This window comes from Methanocaldococcus lauensis (genome assembly GCF_902827225.1).
Classification (GTDB): domain Archaea; phylum AGJL01; class Methanococci; order Methanococcales; family Methanocaldococcaceae; genus Methanocaldococcus; species Methanocaldococcus lauensis.
The window spans coordinates 436,189-457,325 of sequence record NZ_LR792632.1 but is presented as its reverse complement, the minus strand read 5'-3'; the positions used below and the strand labels follow the sequence as shown (position 1 = coordinate 457,325).

The following is a 21,137-nucleotide window of genomic DNA, read 5'->3' as shown; positions in this document are numbered from 1 at the left end:
TAACCTTATGTAATAATTAGGTTTAGGGGCTAATGCATTTATTTATGAAGTTTTGGATGAATTGTTTCAACTCATTTAGTTTTTCTTCATCATTAAATTCATAAGTTTTTTTAATGCAATTTTCAATATTTTTATTATTACTTCCCAAAAACATATGCCAATCATACTCTTTACAAGCAAAAACATTTAATTTCTTAAAATTCTCATTTAGGTTATTATATAATGGTTCAATACAGTAATTTTCTATATCTTTGGATGATTCTAATCTGTCCATCCCCTTCTTTTTTAAGTCATTTCGCAATTTTTCCATATTTTCTGTAATATTTTTTAGTATTTCTTGATATTCATTTGGTTTTAACCAGAAAGGGTATTTTTCATTATTAAATACATCTTTAAATGCATTTATAAGTGTAGAATAATCATTTTCATTTTTTAATGTGTAATCTGTATTATATTTTTTAATGATTTCATTGATTTCAGATTTTATAGTTTCTTCAGTAAGTCCTTCACTGTCTAAAATATCATTTAATTTTTTTATAATCTTCTCTGCTTTCTCTTCATTAATACGATTATGTTTATAAATATTAAATGCCGTATCTCCATCACATACAATTCCAAAAGGTATTTTTAATTCATTCAGTAATGCAATATATTCCTTAAAACCTCCTTTTCCTCTTACATTTATAATTTCAATATTGTAATCTTCAATAGAATATCCTATTTTTTCGAGTAGTATAGGTAAGGTATAATATTCGCAATCACCCTCAACTAATAATACTCCATTAGCAAATAATATCCTCTTTTTTATATCATTTTCTTCAAATTTTTTTGTAATGTCTTTTTTATATTGTTGCTTAATAATTTCTCCTACATTTATCCATTTTGTAGCTTCATTCTCTTTATAAAATCTAAAAGTATTATTTAAGAACTCAGCTGATACAAAATAAGGAGAATGTGTTACAATTATAATTTGATTACTTTTTTTCCTATTTTGATTATCTTTATCTTTACCCAAATCTTCAAATACTTTCAACAATTTTTTCTGATAAACAGGATGTAAATGAAGTGCAGGTTCATCTAATAAGATAACTTTATTTTTGTTCCCAATAACCACAGCCAATATATTTAAAACTTCAAAGATTCCAGAACCTACTCTATTTATAGGTAACTGATAATCAATATCTCCATTATCTTTCTCAAATATAATATAAATTTCTGGATAACCATTATGATTAACTACATCGAAATCTATTTTTTCAGTTTTAAATATCTCTTTAAAAGATTTTCTAAATTCCTTGTATTTACTTCTAATATCTATCTCATGAGCATTCTTTAAATAAAATAAGTATTTTGCCAAATCTTCTCCATTACCATAATAATCGTTAGAATCAAAACCATACTCTGGTATTTTATATTTTGATTCAAATTCTTTTTTAAGTCGTTCTCCAGTTCTAGGTATGTCATATATAATGGATGATGATATGGACTTTATCCATAAATCTATTGGAACTTTAATATATTTAATAAAACTATCAGGACTCCCTCTAACTTCTTCAAATTTTATAATAGCTTTATCAAAGAGTTTTTGTATAAAATGACGGAATAATAAGTTTTGATTAACATTAAATTGTTTATATGTATATTCAAAAAGATTTTTTGCTTTTTCAGATAGTATATTATCTAAAGGGTTATTTTTACAAAGATCTAAAATTTTACCATAGTATAAATCATCATTTTTGAGACTAGCTAGCCATGCTAAAAGTAATGTTAAAAATATAATGTCTTTTGCCTTTAGTGAATATTTTTTAAGGAAGTTATAAATTCCTCCTATATGTGTATCCCAACTTTTTAAATCTTTAACTTCAAAGATAGGCTCATTTTGAGAATTATATAGAAGAATCCTATTTTTTTCATCTGTATTGAAGTATATATCATCATTTATTAATATCTTTAGTAAATTTAGTAAATAGTGTATAATATAAATCAAATCTGTGAAATAATAGCCATAATCCTCTAAAAATTTTTTAATATCCTCCTCTGACGCATCACTTATATCGAATATAAAACTACAAAATTTATACAATTCTTCCTTATTAGATTTAAGAACCTCAGGGTCAAATATAGATAATTTCTTAAGTACTTCTTTTAATTTTTCATCTTTTAACATTTTTATTGGGATTTTATAATAAGGGGTTACTCTCCCAGAAGGTTCTCCCCTAAACTCCCAAATAAATTTTCCCTTAGAAAACAACTCTACTAATTTTTCCTCAATATTAAAACCTAATTCATCACATATTTTTTTAAATTCTGGATGATTAGATTTTAAAAAACATTCAAAATAATTTTTTAACATATCTTTTTCTAAATCATCAAATTCAATATCTACAACAATTTTAGCATATCTTATATTCCTATCATGTAAATAATTTGGAACATCTTCGGCTTTTATTTTATCATTTATTACATCCTTCAAAAACCCTAAAACTCTAAATAAATTCGTCTTTCCAGCATTATTTGGACCTACTATAACTGCGATATTCCATTTATTAAATTCAATCTTAAAATTATCATAGGAAAATAAGTTATTAACTTCAATAGCTTTAATCTTCATAAGAATTCACCATATTTTTAGGTTATTGCATATACTCTAATATTACAATCTTAAAATTTAAATTTAAAATAAAATTAAAAAATTAAAATTAATTTTATTTAATAAATTCATCAAGTGTCTTAACTTTTGATTTCTCTTTTTCTTCATCTTCATATATTTGATAAGTTCCCTCTGCAATTGCTCTTTTTATATGCTCTTTTCCAGTTAGGAATCCATCAAGTAGTTTTTTCTCTTTGCTATCTGTTGGTAATATTTCACTAATTACTTGGGCTACTTTGTAGAATATCTCTTTTTCTCCCCAGCCAGTTTCTGCCAATAGTTGGATCATTTCACTCTTTTTATTTGACTTCCAGAGTAACAGTGCTTTATGGAGGACATCTATTAAGTCATTATTTGATATATCCTTAATTTTTCTTTCTTCTGGACCTAAAACTTTAATGAATTCTTTATCCTTTTTTATAAATCCTTTGTTCCATTCTTTTTCAAGGTCTAAACCAACAGATGTTGCAAGTTTTCTTGCCTCATCAAAAGGAACCTTTGCCTCACCATAAGCCCATCTCCAAAGCACATAGAATTTTGTAAGTGGAGATAATTCAGAGGATATATCCTCATGCAAGACCTGTCTTATTGCATAGTTGCTAACAATATCCCTAACCATTTGGAGTAACTTATCTCCTCTAATTTCATTACCTTCATAATCTAACACTTTCTCATATTTACCAAAAACTTCAATTGCTGAGCCAATTGCTGAGATAAAGAAGTCTGCTCCACTTATACCCTCTTTCCACAATGCATTAAGTTTCTTTTCAAGATTTTCTTTTAATTCTCTCTTAACTTCATCAAACCATCCAATACCTTGCTTTTCAATCTTTCTTGCAACAATGTAGATAGATGATGCTAAAGCCGCTGATTCTTTTGCTCTCAATCTATTTTTCATCTCTGTGTGGATTGGCCAAGAAGCAGTTACAACCAATCCAGAATCAAGTAGAGAGTTTATTAATGTTTCCCAACCTTCAGTTGTTTTATGAGCATATACAAGCACAAGAATGCCGTTTGGTTTGAGAACTCTGTGGATTTCTTTGAGAGCCTGCTTCATTCCTTCTTCAAAATATTTTTTTGCAGATTCCCAATCTTTGTCGTGAGTGTAAGCAACTAACTCTTTACTCTTCGGTGTGAGAGGGGTTATAAAAAGTTCAGGATATAAATCTCCAATACTTCTTTTAAGCCATACATAGAAGAAGTCTGAAAGATAAGAGTAGGGAACGTTGTCGTAGTAAGGAGGATCAGTAATGACTGCATCAAAATAATTGTCTGGGAATGGGAGTTCTGTAGCTGAGGCTTGCATAACTGTTGGAATGATTTTTTTGCCATTGCTTTCTACTGGTGGGATTTGGGTGATGTGGGAAAGGACATTTAAATTATATTCTATTGAGTTTAACCAATCTCCTGTGGAACCACTGAATACATTTGATTCGAAATAATCCCATACCATTGGTAAAGCCTGTCTACTAAATGAACCTGCAATAGTTTCTTTAGTATTAGCCCATCTACTTACATTATTATTTTTTTCTGCTAAGTTATTTATGCTAATTCCCAAATAACTTAAAACCGCCTTTGCATACTCCTCAGCATAACCTTCTTCAAGCATCTTCTCATAAGCTTTTCTAACTTTCTCTACAAAGGTTATCAATGCAAGCTTTTGCCTGTCGTTGAAAAGATCACTCCATTTAGTCATTCCATAGTTCTGTATTCTGAAGCCAAGTGTTCCCTTCGGTGGTAAAGGTTCATTAGGCATAGGATCAATGCCCCACTCCTCTATAAGCTTTGCTCTCTTCTCTTCAAGATACTTTTTTGCTTCCTCATAAGCTTTAACATCTTTTTCAGTAGCAAGTCTATAAAATTTACCTTTCTTTCGTTTGTTGGTTAATACTACTGCCACTAATCTCTGCCCAGCCTTTCCTTCTTTAAATAATCTTCTTGTAGTATTTGCATCGTGCGTCATTCCACAAACTGGGCATGTTACCTTTGCCCCTTTTACAGTTCCTTTCGAAGGATCAAAATCTTTAGGCATTGGCTCATAACCATCTCCAACTATCTTAAATTTAACCTCATTATCTTCAACATAAGGATATAGAGCAACTTTTTTGTTATTTTTCTTTGCAAGCCAGAACTGTCTCATTAATGGAATCTCTGCACCACATGTTGGATTTTGGCAGAGAATTGTTCTTGCCCATATATATCCAACAGATATTGAGCCATCTTCATCTTTAGGATAAAATTTCTCAATCTCTTTCTTTGCCTCTTCCAAAACCCAGTTACCCCATTTTTTAACATCTTCAACAAGATCATAATTTTTACTGTTATTATCTTTAAATAACACTTTATCAAGTGGTCCTGTTTTTTCCTTTTTTCCATATTTCTGTGGATATTCAAGAACAGCCTTTAATATCAAAACTGCAACTGGGTTATAATCCATAGCGTATGTTTCACATCCTAATCTCAAAGCCTCTAATGGAATTGAACCTCCACCAGAAAATGGATCTAACACTCTTGGTCTCTTTTGATTTGGATCATTTTTTATCTTTTCAAAATATTGAAGAATATCATCTCTTGCTCTCTTTATTATACTCTCTTCTAAAGAATTCTCCCACTTTGATAACTTTGCAATAAAATCTTTTTTCCTCTCAAGTTCATGACTATCTTTTGGTTCAGGAATTAATGAGGCATAAATAGTGGCTCTTGAAGATGCCAACGGACGCCTTGCCCACCAAATATGTAAGGTAGATATGTGCCCATGCCTAATATTTTTCTCTCTTGCTGATTCTTCACTTACATCCTTAACAGGAAATGCAACTTCAATAAATCTTTTATCCTCCATAATCTTCACCTTTCTCCTCATTATTCATAAATTTTTGAATTTCTAAACAAATAAATATGATTTCTTTTAAGTTTCTGTAGTTCTAATTTTTATATATTATATATTACATCTAAAAAATTAGTAATTGAGTATTAAAAATATGTTTTGATTTTAAAAAACGCTTTAAAAAGAATTTTATAATTTTTACCATTAATTACCGTTAATTTTTCAAGCAAATGAATTCTTTAGTGTAAGTGATATTATTTTTTTGATATTTCATTTAAAATTTCATTTATTAGTTCTTCTAATTCCAAAATTTTATTTTTTGCGACATCCCAAACAATATCTATATTTACCCCAAAATAAAAATGTATAAGTTTATCTCTCATCCCTGCAATGTTTTTCCAAGGAATGTTTTTATATTTTTCTTTAATTTGTGGGGATAATAATTTTACAGCTTCTCCGATTATTTCAATATTCCTTATAACTGCATCTTGTGTTTTTGTATCTAATAAAAATGTTTCATAGTCCATTCCATCAGTATAATTTTTTATTCTCTGTATGGCCTCTAAAATGTCCATTAAAATTTCTTTATCTCCTCTTTTAGACATATATTACCCCTTTTTCAATCTCTTCTTTAACTTCTTTTACTCTTATAGTTTTCAAACCTTCTACAGTGAGCAAATCTACCTTTTTGTTAAATAAATTTTCAAGGTATGTTATCAACCCAATGTAATTATCATACGTTGCTTTTCCTTTTTCAAATTCAACAATAAAATCAATATCTGAACTTTCCTTTTGCTCATTTCTTGCATAACTTCCAAATAATCCTATCCTTTTAACTCCAAAATTTTTTAATTCATTTTTATGCTTTCTGAGTGTAGTTAAAATAACTTCTTTATTAAGTTCCATATCTTTCACCATTGGTTTATACTTTCAAATTGAGAAAGAAACAAACTCACTTTTCTTAATGATAATCCTAAATAATACAAAATTCCAGTTAAGATTTTAATCTCTATAGGCTTCTTATTCTTCTTAAATATATTCTACCCAATACTTTTCTTTAACCTCTCTATCGTAAATTCATATTTTTCTTTTTTACACAATTAATTATTTAATTCTTATCTTCACATCCTCAATGTAATGTGAAATAAACGATATATAATGCAGGGAGAAAATACTATTAGTTGATAACTTTTACTGGTGAATAAAATGAAATTTTTTAACAGAGAAAAAGAAATTAATGAAATACTATCGATCTTAGAAGGGGAGCCAAATTTTATTTACTTCATTTTTGGGCCTATTAATAGTGGGAAGACAGCATTAATTAATGAAATAATATCTAATAGGTTAGATAAAAATAAGTATGTAGTTTTTTACTTTGATTTAAGAGAAATATTCTTATCTAAATATAAAGATTTTATTGAAGTATTATTTGAAGAATATAGCGAGGATAAAAAACCATTAGAAGTTATTAAAAGTATAATTAAAGACATTCCAGTAGTTAGCGGTATTCCAGTGCCTAAAAATACATTAAACGAATTATTAAATAAAAAAACTACTAAAAATGTTTTTAAATATATTACTAATATTTTGTTAGAATTAAAAAAGCAAGGAAAACAGCCCGTTATAATTCTTGATGAATTACAAAAAATTGGCGATATGAAAATCAACGGATTTTTAATATATGAACTATTCAATTACTTCATTTCCTTAACAAAACATAAACACCTTTGTCATGTTTTTTGCACATCTTCTGATAGTTTATTCATTGAAAAAGTGTATAATGAGGCTATGCTTGATGGTAGAGTAGATTATATATTAGTAGATGATTTCGATAAAGAAACTGCCTTAAAGTTTATGGACTTCTTAGCTAAAGAAATATTAAATAAAAATCTCTCTAATGAAGAGAAAGAAAAAATCTATTCTTATGTTGGAGGAAAGCCAGCTTCAATCTATAAAGTTATTGATAAAATGAGATACAAAGATTTAGAGGATATATTAAATTTAATGCTAAAAGAAGAAATTTCAAAATTGAAATACTTTTTAGAAGATGTAAAAGAGGATAATGAAGAATTTTATAAAGAAGTTGTTAATTATCTAAGTTTATTTAAAGAAAATTACATAATCGAGGATATGAAAATCCCTAAAAAAATTAGAGAGTTTTTAATTAAAAAGAATATATTATTCTTAAATCCAATTGATGGTAATTTAAAACCTCAAAGTTATTTAGTCTGGAACGCTATAAAGAGAGTTTTATAATACCATTACTTAAATATCTACCTTTAATCCTTTTTTTCTCCATTCCTCAACTGGCACTTTAAATCTTATCTCATACTTTTCAACAATCTTTAAAGAGTTTGCTGGATCTCTAATTATATACAGTGTTGGATTTTCAGATGCATACGCAACAACATAAAGCCAATGCTTATCTCCAAGACGCTTTGCAGTAACATACTCATTCCATGTGAGTTCAACATCTCCAAGTTTTGCTCTTGCCTTTACCTCAATGTACCTCCTCTCACCATTACCTTCAGAGTATATATCATATCCAAGATTTTCCTTAGAAACATCTTTTGGCTCTCTCCCATGTCTTCTTTCATACTCCATTGCTATTTTCATTCCAATTTCTTCTATTTCAGGATTTTCTCCCATTGTCCCTTTTGGCAATACATAAATTGCACCAATATATACAGGTGGTTTAGCAGTTAGAGAAGTTTCTCTTTTAATTTTCTCTGGAAGTTCTTTAAGTGCTTTCTTATATCTGTTTAATCTTTCCTCATAATTTTTAATTGCTAAAGCCTTTCTTTTTTTCTCTTCATTACTTAAAAGTTCATATTCTGCAAGTTTAAAGTCAATATCACTGATGAGCTTTTTTAATGATTTTTCTCCATACTTCTTTTTAATCTTTGCTTGCCTCATTCTCTCCTTCATAAGTTTATCTTTATATTTATCAGCAGCTTTGTGTGCATAAATTATTGCATTATCTCTGCGTTTAAAATCAACACTTATATTTGGACTGTCCTTTGCAGGTTCTAAGTCCCATATTATTTTTGGGTCAATTATTTCAAATTTTTCTCCATCATCATAGACTGCTATAAGTGTTTTTCCTGCTATATTATTAAATCCATCTCTAATCTCTCCTTCAAAAAACCAAATAACTCCATGAAGTTTATTTTTTGGATCATAAAATATTGCTCCTCTCTGAAGGTCTTTAATAAACTCTTCATAACACCAATGTCTTAATGCTTCAAATAGTGGATGCCCAAATGAAACGAACTCCACATTGTCATTACTTTCAGCTATCTTTTTATCAAACGTTATTTCCTTATAAGAGCGTTGAACTTCCCCATATCCTTTTATTTTAGCTATCTCCCTAATAACTCTTGGCACTTTTTCAATGGAAAATATATGAGGTTTTTTCTCTCTTACTTTGGCTCCTAAATATTTCATTGCCTTTATAAAGAATATTTCAAGATACTCTGGAGATAGTTTATTAGCCTCTGCCTCTTCAAGAAGTTTTCTTATCTTGGACAAATCAATATGCTTAGTTGCAAGAGATTCCTCAAGTATTATCTTTGCCTTTTCTCTGATTTCTTCAGTTTCAAGATTAATTTCCTCTTGAAGAACACTCTCTGGATCTTTACTCATTGTTGCTATCTCAGTTAAAGCCTTATATAAGTTCTCTCCATTGAACAGTTCTCCAATAACATCAAACACCTTATCTCCAAGTGCTTTTCTAATTTCTTCTAACTTTTTAAGGACTCTTTCAAGAACTATCCCTTCTCTTGTATTCTTTGCAACAAAATTAAATATATAGACTGGATATTTTTGCCCATATCTATGTACTCTCCCTATTCTCTGCTCTAATCTATTTGGATTCCAAGGAATGTCGTAATTTATAAGCAAATGGCAGAATTGTAGATTAATACCTTCTCCAGCAGCTTCTGTTGCAACCATTACTTGAGCTGTGTCTTTAAATTCCTTCTCTCTTTTAATTCTTTCATCCATTGACATTTCCCCATGAATATATGTAACCTTATATCCCCAATCTTCCAACGTTTTTACAAGGTATTCAAGAGTATCTTTAAACTCTGTAAATATCAATACTTTCTCATTTTCTCCATGTTCTTTTTTAATAATTTCAAGAATCTCTTTAAGTTTTTTAAGTTTCGTCTCTTCTTTTGATTTTATTAGATCTTCTGTCATTTCAATTAATCTATCTATTGTTTTTATTTCTTCCTCAATTTGTTCTCTTTTTATTGATATAGGAATTGTTTCCATCTCTAATTCTCTTTTCCATCTTTCTTTTTCCTCTTCATCCTCTAATTCTAACAAATCATCAATAGTAATTTGAGTATATTCTTCAAACTTACCATTTTTAAGAAATTCCTGTAATTTAGATTTTCTTCTTTTAAGTGATTTTAACAAAGCGTAGAGGCTTGATGCAAACCTTCTCTGAAGAATTATTAATGGAAATATTATATTCCTTCTATTACCTTGAAGCATTGTATATCTGTCTCTTATATATTTGGATAGTTCATTGTATAGCTCCATTTCATCGTTAGTTAAGTTAAATGATATAGTTTTAGATATTCTTGGTTTGAATATCTTTTTACCATCTAAATCAACAAGATCTTCTTTCATACGCCTTAGAAATATTGGATTTTCATTATTTCTTATAGCTTCAAGTAATACTTCTTTGTCAGTAAATAATCCTGGAACAAGTAAATCTAACAATAATCTAAAGTTTTCTTGGTCACCTTTGTGAGGAGTAGCGGTTAGAAACAGTAAATGAGTAGAATTCTGAGAAAGTATATTTCCAACTTTATACCTCTTAGTACGTTGTACTTTATTTCCAAATTTATATGCTGCAAGTTTATGGGCTTCATCAACAATTACAAGGTCCCACGATACAGTTTCAAGAACTTTTCTAATATCCTCCTGTTTTAAAAAATCAATTGAAGCTATTAGCTGTTTTTCTCTTCTCCAGATATCCATATTGTTTTTAACTGCATTTCTATTTACAACAACGAACTCTTCTTGAAATTTTTCTTTAAGTTCTCTCCTCCATTGCTCTATCAAATTTCCAGGCACTACAATAAGTATTCTCTCAGCAAGACCTCTCAATTTAAGTTCTTTTATTACAAGTCCAGCCATTATAGTTTTTCCAGCACCAGGATCATCTGCAAGTAAAAATCTTATTTGTGGATTTTTAAGGATATAGTTATAGACTGCATCTATTTGAAATGGTAATGGAGATATCTTTGATACACTAACTGCAAGTATTGGATCATAGAGAGATGCAAACTGATATCGCAAACTTTCAATTGCAAGCATAACTCCTTCAGGATTTCCTTTAAAATCAAGAGGGTTTAATATTATCTCAATATCTTTAAACTCTTCAGGTGTGAGAATAAAATAATCCAACTCTCTTGAATTTATATAGTATCCAATAATCTTTATAGTATCATCAACATTATTGACCATTTCAACAATAAATGGTTCTTTTAATTTAGGACTTTTAATAATACAACCTGGTTGTATTTTTATATTCATAGGTAACCCTCAGTATATATCATCACTTTTAGAGTCTTAGTATAGTTAATTTGGAATAACTGATTCTTAAATTAATTAAAAAATTTATTTTATTAATTTCTTTTTAATCTCTTTAGCTATAGCTCTACTCAATATCGGTGGAACACTCTCCTCCGAACCTTTTAGTAAAAGCTTCACCAAAACATAACACCTTCTCGCGTACGCTTGGAGGTGTAACTTTTATAACCTCTTTTTAATCTCTTTTGCTATTACCTTACTCAATATCGGTGGAACACTTTCTCCAATTTGATTATATTGAGCATCTCTTCCTCCAAAGAATACAAAATCATCTGGATAGCTCATTAATCTTGCCTGTTCTCTTACAGTTAATAATCTATCTTCATAAGGATGAACAAATCTACTTCTACCTTTAACAGTTGGAGCTAACTTATGAGGATGGAGACGATACCAATTAAACATTAGTTTTTTCTTTCCTCTATATCTATATAACGCCTCTCCCCACTTTAATTTTGATATTTTTTCTATTTTTTCCTTAGAAAGTTTTTTAATTTCATGGTTTTTAGCATCTTTTGGAATATCTTTTAAAGCCTCTTCCACAACAACGATTTTATCTGCTTTCTTTGGTTTTAATTTTATATTTGAAATAAACATCCTCGCTCTTTTGGATGGATTTCCATAATCTTCAGCTTTCAATATATTAAAATAAACCCTATGCCCTATATCTCCAAACAACTTTTTTAATTCATCTTTAATTTCTTTAATTTGTGGGACATTTTCCATAACAAATATTAAATCGTCATTTTTTTGTGTAAAGTAATCAACATAATTAATATAGTATAAAACTAACCTGCCAATTTTGTCTTTATACAATCTATCTAATGGATTGTCTTTAATTAGTTTATTTGCTTTTGTAAATGGCTCACATGGAGGAGAGCCGATAATTACATCAACTTTCTCATTTTTTATAAATTCATCAAATGCTTTTGGAGGAATCCTCTTTATATCATCCATCCACACTGGAGCTTTGATATTGTATAAATAAGTTTTAACTACTGGCTTAAAGTTCTCTATAGCTCCTAATATTCTAAAGTTTTCATCTAAAAAACCTTTTGAAAAACCTCCACATCCACAAAATAAATCAATAACATTTATAGTGTCCATAATATCACCACTTTGAAAAAAAATTATATCAAAAAATTAAATTAAAAACTAAATCTCCAAATCTTAAAATAATAAAAATAGATTTTTTATTTTTTTATTGTTTATTTTTAATGAATTCAGTGACTTTCTTCTTAATCTCCTCTACATCTCCTTCATATTTTCCTTGAGCTAAATGCTCTCTTCCTCCTCCTTTAGCAATATATCTTATAAGTTCAGCCATATTTATATCAACATTTTCTCCTCTTTTGCATAGTATATTGCCCTTATCATTTAATAATACAACTATAGCATTTTCAGTAGCTAAGTTATCAGCTATATTCAACATTTCCTTTGGATTTGCATCAACTTTTTCAACTAAAACTTTGTAATCTCCAACTGTCTCAAACTTATTCATTAATTCAAATTTCTTAAGTTCTCCTATCTTTTTCTCCAACTCCTCTATCTTCTTTCTTTGTTCTTTCCACTCTTCAAAGAATCTCTTTATAACCTTTGGCAATTCTTCAACAGGACATCTTAAAATTTCAGCACTCTCCTCTAAAGTATCTTCCATATCTTGGACTGCTTTTAAAGCACTTAAACCACTTGAATAAATCAACCTCTCTACACCATCTTGAACTCTTTCTGTCTTAATTATCTTTATAAATCCAACTTCTCCAGTGTTTTGGCAATGTGTTCCTCCACATGCTTGAACATCCACAATATTTCCATTTTCATCTTCAATAATAACTATTCTCAAAACATTTCCTGGAACTACCCCTCCCTGATATATTCTAAATCCAAACTTCTCTTCAGCCTCATTTCTATCCATAAACACACTTTTTACATTGTAGTTATTTAGAACAATTTCATTAGCTATTCTCTCAATCTTTTTTAATTCTTCTCTGCTTATTCTCTTATAGTGAGTTATATCTAACCTTGCTTTATCTACATCAACATCTGAACCAGCCTGCCAAACGTGCTTTCCTAAAACCTTTTGTGCCGCTGCATTTATAATGTGTGTAGCTGTATGGTTTCTCATTAAGCTCAACCTTCTATCCCAATCAATAACTCCTCTAATGATATCTCCTTCTTTTAATTCATCATTTAAGTTTTCTATTTTATGATATACAATGTCATTTTCTTTCTGCACATCAATAACTCTAAACTTCTTATCTCCTTTTATTATATATCCTGTATCTGCCTTCTGCCCCCCTCCCTCTGGATAAAAGGCAGTTTTATCTAAGATTATATAATCATCAACAACCTTTAATATTTTTGCCTCAAACTCTTTCATTTTTGGATATTTATAGAATAAGAGTTCAGTTTTTTCCACATCAACTTCTGGCAATTTAACTTTTTCTTTAGTTTCCTCTTTATTCTCATGTCTCTCAGCAACTATAGTATAAAAGTTATCTGGAATGCTAATATCTTTCCCTAAAGATTTAGCGACATCTTTAACTATTTCTGGAGGTAATCCATGGCTGTCATACAACTCAATTAAATTATCTAAATCTATGGTTTTTTTACTCTTTATTAATCTCTCTACTAATCCTTTACCCCTCTCAATTGTTTGCCTATACTTTTTCTTCTCTATCTCTAAAATTTCCATAATGTAATCTTCCATCTCTAATAATTCTGGATATAAATCTTTCAAATCTTTCAATTGCATTGCAACAATCTCAGTTATTGGTATTGAGAGGTTTAATCTATCCATGTGCCTTAATGTTTTCCTTATAAGCATTCTAACTAAATATCCATCTTTAACATTTGATGGGACTATTCCATCTCCTAACATGAAAGCTAAAGCTCTTGTATGGTCTGCTATTGCATAAATATCTTCATAAGGAGCTATTAATTTATCCAATTCATCAACTGGAATATTAATCTTATTTGCTACAACTTCTCTCAATTTCTTTAAGTCACCAACATCTTTAACATCCATCAAACCAGCAACTTCTGTAATTTTAGCTAATATCTCCTTATCTATATCCTTAACTCCAGCATCTTCCTTCAATTTATTAACAATATTTTTAAATATGGCATCATATATTGTTGGTTCTCCAGTTGAAGCCCAAACAAATCTCTCAATTCCATAACCAGTATCGACTATTTTTAATGGTATCTCTTTGTAATTATCTCCAACTTTCTCATACTGCATAAAGACTAAAGTAGCTAATTCTACTCCATGTGTTATTACCTCATAGCACGGCCCAGCATTCCCTCCTCCTTCCCACCAGCTTTCAATAAATGTTATAGATTTCTCATCAATTCCTAATTTTTTAAAGAAATTAAAACAAAGCTCAACAGTTTCATCCTGCCAATATTTGAAATCATCTTCTCTATTAAAAGCATGATGACCTCCCATTGTGAAACATGTTAAATGCCTTCCAGTTCTTCCAACGTTATCTATATCGTTCAACCTAATACATGGCTGAGCTATAACTAAAGGATTAGCTTTTGGCTTCACTATACCTTTAGTAACCCATGGTTGAAATACTGCTATAGAAGCTATTGTTAATAAAATATCATCTCTCCATCTTCTTGCAGTTACAGGAGCTCTTTTTACTGGTTGATGTCCATGTTCTTTAAAAAAGTTTATAAATTCATTAACCATTTCTTTGTAAGTGTATGGCTTTTTAGTTATTGGCTTTCCTATAAAGGAATAGATATCACAAGGTGCATCCCCACATGTTTCTCTCTCCTCATCTAAAGTCCAAAAGTATTGCCCACATTTTTTACACTTCTTTCTTACAAATCCTAATTCATCAAATAATTTTACTTTGTAATTATGTTCCATCTAATTCACCTTCGACTTAGTTATAAACCTAAATTCTTATTATTATTAGTGTATTTAATATTTTTATGGTGTTATAAATATACTTAGGATATTTAAAATTTATGCTTTTTGACATATTCTCTCTCGCTAAAAATTTTTATTTTTTGATTTAGAGGATTTTAATTTAATATTTTTTGATTTTAAGAATTTTTAACGAATTTCGAAGGGTCTTTTATTTTAAAGAATTTGAGTATTTAGTTTTATTAAATTATTGAGATTTTTAGGAGATTTTGGTAGTTTATTTTTATCTTCAATTTTCCCCGATAAAAAGGTTGATATTAAAAATTTAAAGAATTTTTAAGCAAATAAATAAAAATAGAAAAGTTTATATATAAGTTCGGAGGTATATAAATAACAAGGGTTATTGACCCTTCGAACTATAACCCATATAAAAAGAAGCATAATAAAGTAATTTTAGTCCTTAATATCAAAAAATTATGCCCTGTCTAAAATCAGACCCTAAGGGGATGGAAATTACTTTGCCCACATATTACTCAACCAACTTTGAGAAATTAACGTCTAAAATCAGACCCTAAGGGGATGGAAATCTACTACCAATACTTCTTCCATCTGGCAGAAGTTATGTCTAAAATCAGACCCTAAGGGGATGGAAATAATAAATAGCTCATTAAACGATATTTCTCCCTTCGAGTCTAAAATCAGACCCTAAGGGGATGGAAATTCCTTTTTTTGATAAAATCGTTAAATCTACACATCTACGTCTAAAATCAGACCCTAAGGGGATGGAAATCATTTTTTAATTTTGAGTTTTATTTTGTTGATTTTGCAGTCTAAAATCAGACCCTAAGGGGATGGAAATAAATCTTTGTTAAATCCTCATTATTCATTTTATCACTGTCTAAAATCAGACCCTAAGGGGATGGAAATAATTTTACAAAGTGCGGCGGGCAATATTTCACCTGTGGGTCTAAAATCAGACCCTAAGGGGATGGAAATTATTTTTTCGATTTTCTCTAAATTTTTCATTAATTCGTCTAAAATCAGACCCTAAGGGGATGGAAATCTCTTTATTAATGATATAAACTCTTGCTGTTTGTGATTGTCTAAAATCAGACCCTAAGGGGATGGAAATAATGATAAATGGGCTTGGTATGTTAAGGGGAAGGTATGTCTAAAATCAGACCCTAAGGGGATGGAAATTCTAACATAGCGTAAACTTCTGATGCGGCAAGGGATTTCATTCTGTCTAAAATCAGACCCTAAGGGGATGGAAATGAATGGATAAAAAAGGGCTTTGAAGAAAGATTAAAAGTCTAAAATCAGACCCTAAGGGGATGGAAATTTTAGCTATACATTAAAAAATAATACATTATCATATAGTCTAAAATCAGACCCTAAGGGGATGGAAATGTTGTAATTGCAATTTGGTTCATTACACACAAGCGTGGGTCTAAAATCAGACCCTAAGGGGATGGAAATTTTTAATGTCGGTTTTATTAATATCTTCGGAGAAAATATGTCTAAAATCAGACCCTAAGGGGATGGAAACTTTACTAAAATTGTTTTATGGATAGTGCCAGCAGGAATGTCTAAAATCAGACCCCTAAGGGGATGGAAACAGACATATTACAGTAATTTATGAAAATACCCCTGGAATGTCTAAAATCAGACCCCAAAGGGAAAAATGATTTTAATTTAAGAGGCATTGCTGAGCGTTAGCGAAGCAATGCATCCCGGGTATCCCAATAGGGCGGAGCCCTATGGTTCGGGATATCTAAAATTAAACAAAAAGGCAAATATTCGGGGGTATACCAATAGGGGGCAGAGCCCCCTATGGGTTTAAAACTCAGACCCCTAAGGGGATGGAAAATTTTATTGTTTTTTAATTCTTCAATAATATCAAATCAAATTTAAAGGATCTGATTTTAAAAAAGTAAATAAAGAACAATTACTAAATAGATACTAAGATCTTGTTATATTACTCTACATTCACATATAAAAATATATAAATTTGGGGAGAAATATGTTGATAATTTTAGTAGGATTACCAGGAGTAGGAAAAACAACATTCTCAAAAAATTTAGCAAAAATTTTAAGTAAATTTAATATTGATGTTATTGTTTTAGGAAGTGATTTAATTAGAGAGAGTTTTCCAGTGTGGAAAGAACAGTATGAAGAATTTATTAGAAAATCTACTCAACTGTTAATAGATGAGGCATTAAAAAAATACTGGGTTATAGTTGATGATACAAACTATTACAACTCAATGAGGCGAGATTTAATAAATTTAGCAAAAAAATACAATAAAAATTATGCTATAATTTACCTAAAAGCACCCCTTGATATATTAATTAAAAGAAATATTGAGAGAGGAGAAAAGATACCAAATGAAGTTATTAAAAAAATGTATGAAAAGTTTGACGAGCCAGGTAAAAAATATAAGTGGGATGAACCATTTTTAACAATAGATACAACAAAAAACTTTGATTTAGAGGATATTGCTAAAAAATTAATTGAAAAAAGTAAAAAAACTCCAAAATATGAAGAAGTTGAAAAAAATAACAATAAACATAATAATATACTCGATGAAATTGACAAAAAAACGAGAAAAATCATAAGTGAATACATAAAATCTGGTAAAATTAAGAAAGATAAAATTAAGGACATTGTAGAGTTAAGGAAAGAATTTTTAAAAAAATTAAAAAAATTAAACAATATAGATTTTGATAAAGCCATTGGAGAGTTTAAAGAAACAATTAACAAAAATATAAAAAATGAAAACCTTTAAATATCAGATTCTCCAAAAATTTATTTAAAAATAAATTAACAAAAAATTGTGGGGATAAATATGGCAGAAGAAAAAGAAGTTAAAGAAATAAAAATTGAAGTTCCTAAAGAAATTGCTGAAAAAATAGAAAAAATTACTAATTTTTTAAATAGTTTAAAAGATAAAAAGGAAGTAGTTTCTAAAGAAAAGGTAGAAGAAATTTTAAAACTCGCTGAAGAAGTTAAAGAAAAATTACCTAAACTTAATATAGATGTTGAAAAAATTGCTAAAATCTTAGAGGGTAGTGGTAGCGAGGTAAGAATTGTATTTGACAATTTCACAATTAATGGAGAGGTTGGCTTAAAAATCATTCCTTTAAAAAAAGAGAAAAAAGAATAAAAATATAATTAGTGAGATTTTGCTCGATAAAATAAATTATCTATTTTTATTTCAGAATTTAATAAAAGAAGGAAATTTAAAAATAATATTCAAAAATATCTTTTCTTTAACTGTTGATAAAAATTTTATTGTTTTAAATATTTTTAATGTAAAAACAATAAAGGAGTTAATGAGTGCTATGCAGATTGATAAAAAAGAAAATATATCAGTTTCAAATATTTTATCAAATATTAAAAATATTAGCGACTTAATGTCTAAGGTTTCAAAAATTGCCGATACATTGGTAAAAAATAAAAAAACATTTGTTTTAAAATATAATGGAGAAGATGTTTTAATTGTAGGATATGAAGCAAAAGGAGGAATTATTTTAAAAAATATAAAAATTGCTAATAAACTGTTATTAATAAAATTACTAAATGAGTTTAGAGATTAACTCCTTAAAATTTCATACATTTCTTCGGCCTTTTCATACACTTTTTCTTCATCAACAGTTAATATTTTACCCTCTCTCATTACTATTTTTCCATCTATGATAACATCATCCACAAAGCCATTGAATGCATAAACTAAGTGAGACATAATATTTTCTTTTGGATATAGGAATGGTTTATCCATATTTATTAAAACTATATCAGCTAAATAACCCTCTTTTATTTCTCCAGCTTTTATATTCAACGCCTTAGCTCCATTTTTTGTAGCAAAATTAAAAGCAGTCTCTGCCTTAATTACAGTAGGATTTAAATTAACTCCTTTATGTAAAATAGCAGTTATTTTTATCTCCTCAAATAAATTTAAATTATTGTTACTTCCACAGCCATCAGTTCCCAATGTAACATTTATCCCTTCTTTTAAAAGTTTAGGTATTGGAGCAATTCCAGAGGCTAACTTTAAGTTGCTAATAGGATTATGAGATACATTTATGTTTTTTTCTTTAATTATTCTAATCTCCCCTTCTGTTAAATGGACACAATGGGCGGCAACAACATTTACATCATCAAAAAACCCAAATGAATTTAAATAAATAAATGGCTCCATTCCTGTTTTCTCTTTAACTGTTTTAATCTCATCTAATGTCTCATTCATATGAATGTGTATCATAACATTGTATTTTTTAGCCAATTCATTAACCTTCATTAATAATTCTTTAGAGCAAGTATATGGGGCATGTGGGCCTAAAGCTGGAATTATTCTACTGTTATTTAATTCATTTATATATTTAATATATTTCTCAGCGTTTTTTAACTCTTTTTCTCTTCTTTCTTCATCAAACAAGTCAATCATTCCATAGGCTAAAACTGCCCTCATTCCACTTTCATCTACTGCCTTAGATATCCCCTCTAAGTAAAAATACATATCATTAAATGTAGTAGTTCCGCTTTTAATCATCTCTATACATCCTAATAATGTTCCCCAATAAACGATTTTTTCGTTAAGTTTTGCTTCCATTGGCCATATATAATTGTTTAACCACTCCATTAATGGTAAATCGTCAGCAACACCCCTAAACAGTGTCATTGGTATATGGGTGTGAGTATTTATTAAACCAGGAATCGCTATTTTTTTCTTTCCATCAATAATTTCAACATCCTCAATATCTTCTTTTTTAACCTCTCCAATCTTTTTTATTTTATTTCCTTCAATTAATATATCCTGTCTTTTTCCATTTACATAAACATCTTTTATTAATATCAAACTCTCACCTACTCTAATTTTTATAATTTTTAAAAATTTTAATTTAATCTTTTAATCTATAATTTGTTTTTGTTCTTTATGCTTATTTGTTAAACTCCTTCAACATACTTTCTTAATTTTTCAAGTTGTTCTTTAGTTCCAAATGCATATATAATATCTCCAACGTTAATTATTGTGTTAGGAGTTGGACTTGTAATCATCTTATTTCCTTTTTTAATAGCTAAAATTGTAGCCCCTGTCTTTTCTCTAATTTTTGAATCCTTTATTGATTTATTGTCAAGTTCATAATTTTTTATAACAAATCTTCTAATTTCTATATCTTCCTGTGAAGCCACTAATGAATGGATAAATTCAACAACATCTGGATTAATGGCTATTTTTGCAATTTCCAAACCTCCAACTATATAAGGACATACAGCCCTATCAGCCCCTGCTTTTATTAATTTATCTAAGGTTGATTGATCATCTGCTTTTGCAACTATGTAAATATTTGGATTTAATTTTTTTGCAGATAAGGTAATAAATACATTTTCAGCGTCTGAGGTTACTACTGATATTAAACCCTTAGCCCTATCAATCCCTGCCTTTTTTAATATGTCATCAGATGTTGCATCTCCAACGATACATATAAGACTTGGATCTTTTTCAATAGCCTCTTGCAATAATTTCTCATCTTTATCAATAACAACAAAAGGAATTCCTGATTTTTTTAACTCATCTGCTACAACTCTTCCCAATCTTCCATAACCACAAATTATATAATGATTTTTAAGTTTTTTAAGTTTATCAGACATCTTTTTCGACCTATAATATTTTTTAAAGTGCCCTTCAATAATAAACTCCGCAATAGTTCCCATAGTATATGCCACAGCTCCAACACCAGCAAATATGTATATAATTATTGATAACTTTCCAATAAATGTTTTTGGAGTGTAATCTCCATAACCTACTGTTGATATTGTAACAACTGCTACATAAAAAGCTGTGAAGAAATCCCAACCCTCAACAGTCATCAATATTACTGATTCAATTAATATGATTAAGATAATTACAAATATCCCAAGTTCTATCTTTTTATAAGTCTCCATTTAATCTCCCTTTAAATTCTTTTATAACCATAGAGGGGGCTATGCCCCTATTGGTATACACCGCATAGAGGGAAACCCTCTATTGCTATACTCCCTAACACCTCTGCCAAAGGCAGAGGTGTAAATTTTGGGTATACCAATAGGGCGAAGCCCTATGGTTCGGAATACCCGGGATGCATTACCGAGCGAAGCGAGGTAATGCCTCTTATTATTAAACTAATACAAGA

Annotated in this window: 13 protein-coding genes, 1 pseudogene and 1 CRISPR repeat array; of the genes and pseudogenes, 4 read left to right on the top strand and 10 right to left on the bottom strand. The window is 29.1% G+C overall.

Annotated features, from left to right (window positions below):
* Window positions 1-22: 22 nt before the first annotated feature.
* The 5 genes and pseudogenes from KMP69_RS02575 to KMP69_RS08085 all read right to left on the bottom strand — a co-directional run.
* Complete coding sequence (locus KMP69_RS02575; RefSeq protein WP_214400397.1) at window positions 23-2,611, bottom strand: AAA family ATPase; 2,589 nt, start codon at window positions 2,609-2,611, stop codon at window positions 23-25.
* Between the two features lie 94 nt (window positions 2,612-2,705).
* Window positions 2,706-5,489: a DUF1156 domain-containing protein gene (locus tag KMP69_RS02570; protein WP_214400396.1), complete on the bottom strand. Its 2,784-nt coding sequence runs from the start codon at window positions 5,487-5,489 to the stop codon at window positions 2,706-2,708.
* Window positions 5,490-5,728: 239 nt separating this feature from the next.
* Complete coding sequence (locus KMP69_RS02565; protein WP_214400395.1) at window positions 5,729-6,079, bottom strand: HepT-like ribonuclease domain-containing protein; 351 nt, start codon at window positions 6,077-6,079, stop codon at window positions 5,729-5,731.
* Entirely contained in the window at window positions 6,072-6,380 is a 309-nt protein-coding gene (locus KMP69_RS02560) for a nucleotidyltransferase family protein (protein ID WP_214400394.1), read from the bottom strand. The genes KMP69_RS02565 and KMP69_RS02560 overlap by 8 nt, the downstream gene beginning before the upstream one ends.
* 14 nt (window positions 6,381-6,394) lie before the next feature.
* Window positions 6,395-6,511: pseudogene (locus tag KMP69_RS08085) on the bottom strand (IS6 family transposase); the annotation flags it as partial.
* A 169-nt stretch (window positions 6,512-6,680) separates the two neighbouring features.
* Here KMP69_RS08085 and KMP69_RS02555 point away from each other — a divergent pair.
* Window positions 6,681-7,730 carry an ATP-binding protein gene (locus tag KMP69_RS02555; protein ID WP_214400393.1) on the top strand — a complete coding sequence of 350 codons (1,050 nt, stop codon included), beginning with the start codon at window positions 6,681-6,683 and terminating at the stop codon, window positions 7,728-7,730.
* A 9-nt stretch (window positions 7,731-7,739) separates the two neighbouring features.
* Here KMP69_RS02555 and KMP69_RS02550 read toward each other — a convergent pair whose 3' ends face one another.
* The 3 genes from KMP69_RS02550 to alaS form a co-directional block, all read right to left on the bottom strand.
* Entirely contained in the window at window positions 7,740-11,027 is a 3,288-nt protein-coding gene (locus KMP69_RS02550; protein WP_214400392.1) for a helicase-related protein, read from the bottom strand.
* 219 nt (window positions 11,028-11,246) lie between these two features.
* Window positions 11,247-12,179 (bottom strand): DNA cytosine methyltransferase, encoded by a 933-nt coding sequence (locus KMP69_RS02545; RefSeq protein WP_214400728.1) that lies wholly within the window; start codon window positions 12,177-12,179, stop codon window positions 11,247-11,249.
* A gap of 103 nt (window positions 12,180-12,282) precedes the next feature.
* Window positions 12,283-14,964: an alanine--tRNA ligase gene (alaS, locus tag KMP69_RS02540; RefSeq protein ID WP_214400391.1), complete on the bottom strand. Its 2,682-nt coding sequence runs from the start codon at window positions 14,962-14,964 to the stop codon at window positions 12,283-12,285.
* A 483-nt stretch (window positions 14,965-15,447) separates the two neighbouring features.
* Window positions 15,448-16,513: direct repeats of the CRISPR family, unit length 31 nt; unit sequence GTCTAAAATCAGACCCTAAGGGGATGGAAAT.
* A gap of 474 nt (window positions 16,514-16,987) precedes the next feature.
* On the opposite strand from alaS, the gene pstK reads away from it, so the two are divergent.
* The 3 genes from pstK to KMP69_RS02525 are packed head-to-tail and all read left to right on the top strand — an operon-like array spanning window position 16,988 to window position 18,563.
* Entirely contained in the window at window positions 16,988-17,752 is a 765-nt protein-coding gene (gene pstK, locus KMP69_RS02535) for an L-seryl-tRNA(Sec) kinase (RefSeq protein ID WP_214400390.1), read from the top strand.
* Between the two features lie 60 nt (window positions 17,753-17,812).
* Window positions 17,813-18,130 (top strand): hypothetical protein, encoded by a 318-nt coding sequence (locus KMP69_RS02530; RefSeq protein WP_214400389.1) that lies wholly within the window; start codon window positions 17,813-17,815, stop codon window positions 18,128-18,130.
* A 19-nt stretch (window positions 18,131-18,149) separates the two neighbouring features.
* Complete coding sequence (locus KMP69_RS02525; RefSeq protein ID WP_214400388.1) at window positions 18,150-18,563, top strand: hypothetical protein; 414 nt, start codon at window positions 18,150-18,152, stop codon at window positions 18,561-18,563.
* Here KMP69_RS02525 and dadD read toward each other — a convergent pair.
* On the bottom strand, window positions 18,560-19,822 hold the full coding sequence (dadD, locus tag KMP69_RS02520) for a multifunctional 5'-deoxyadenosine/S-adenosyl-L-homocysteine/5'-methylthioadenosine deaminase (protein ID WP_214400387.1): 1,263 nt from the start codon (window positions 19,820-19,822) through the stop codon (window positions 18,560-18,562). The genes KMP69_RS02525 and dadD overlap by 4 nt on opposite strands.
* Before the next feature lie 89 nt (window positions 19,823-19,911).
* Window positions 19,912-20,910, bottom strand: a complete 999-nt coding sequence (locus tag KMP69_RS02515; protein WP_214400386.1) for a potassium channel family protein — start codon at window positions 20,908-20,910, stop codon at window positions 19,912-19,914.
* Window positions 20,911-21,137: the final 227 nt, after the last annotated feature.